Source organism: Streptantibioticus ferralitis (assembly GCF_029223525.1).
In the GTDB taxonomy this organism is placed as follows: domain Bacteria; phylum Actinomycetota; class Actinomycetes; order Streptomycetales; family Streptomycetaceae; genus Streptantibioticus_A; species Streptantibioticus_A ferralitis.
In genome coordinates, this window is record NZ_JARHTQ010000096.1 from 1 (window position 1) to 1062 (window position 1062).

General features: G+C 64.9%; 2 protein-coding genes. One reads left to right on the forward strand and one right to left on the reverse strand.

Annotated features, from left to right (window positions below):
* Nucleotides 1–149: 149 nt before the first annotated feature.
* Nucleotides 150–662, reverse strand: coding sequence for an integrase core domain-containing protein (locus tag P2L57_RS39825; RefSeq protein WP_275823487.1), 513 nt, complete (start codon nucleotides 660–662; stop codon nucleotides 150–152).
* A gap of 42 nt (nucleotides 663–704) precedes the next feature.
* Between P2L57_RS39825 and P2L57_RS39830 the strand changes: the two genes are divergently transcribed.
* Nucleotides 705–866: a hypothetical protein gene (locus P2L57_RS39830; protein WP_275823489.1), complete on the forward strand. Its 162-nt coding sequence runs from the start codon at nucleotides 705–707 to the stop codon at nucleotides 864–866.
* Nucleotides 867–1062: the final 196 nt, after the last annotated feature.

Below are 1062 nucleotides of genomic sequence, written 5' to 3' on the forward strand. Positions count from 1 at the left end.
GGCCCGCGATCTCAACCAAGTCGCGCCACACTGGAAGAAGGCGCTGAACCAGTTCTCACTCTTCTTCGAGGACCGGCTCAACGTCCGGTGAACGCCAAGGACTTACACAAAGTCCCTGACACGCCCGCCCGTAGCGCTTCAAAATGGCTTCACCGGCTGTGAGCTGGGGTTTCTTCGGGTTGTCGGCTTGCTCGGTGGTACTCGTTGATGAGGCCTGTCACAGCCTCTTTGCGTTCGATCCGCGTTGTCGGCAGCGGTATGACGTTCGGATCGTCGAAGGGTGCGAGCTGGTTTCGGCCTTGGTGGGGCCGGTGACTGTTGAAGTGACGGGTGTAGGCGTGAAGGGTTTTCTCCGCGTGGCCTCTGTCGAAGATCAGCAACCGGTTGGTGCACTCCTCCCGGACGGAGCGTATGAAGCGTTCGGCGTGAGGGTTGCAGTTGGGGCTGCGGGGAGGGATCTTGGTCAGGGTGATGCCCTCGCTGGTGAAGATCGTGTCGAAGGCGGCGGTGAACTTCGCGTCGCGGTCGCGGATGAGGTGCGTAAATGTGGCGGCACGGTCGCCGAGCTGCCACTGGAGCTGTCGGGCCTGCTGGGTGGCCCAGGCGGCGGTGGGGTGGGCGGTGACGCCGAGGATGTGGACGGTGCGGGTGCGGACCTCCATGACGAACAAGGCGTACAGCCGCTGCTGGCCGATGGTATCTATGTGAAAGAAGTTCGTGGCGAGGAGGCCGCTTGTCTGGGCCTGGAGGAACTCGGTTCACTCTCTCCGCGCGGTCTGTCCGCGGTGCCCGGGCGTGAGTCCGGCGGTTCGCAGGATACGGCGGTCGGTGGCTGTGCTGATGATGTGGCCGAGGCGGCCTGCTGAGCCGGATGATCAGGTCGCGGAGCTCCTCGGATACTGGCGGGCGTCCTGGTGAGGGTGGCTGGGTTCACTTCTGCTTGGTCAGGCGCCGATGCCAGGCGAGCAGGGTATGTGGCGAGACGATCCGGTGGCCGTGGAGTCGCTGGGGCAGGAGTCGGGCGAGGGCGGCCAGCAGCGCCCGATCCGGCCAGTCGGGCTT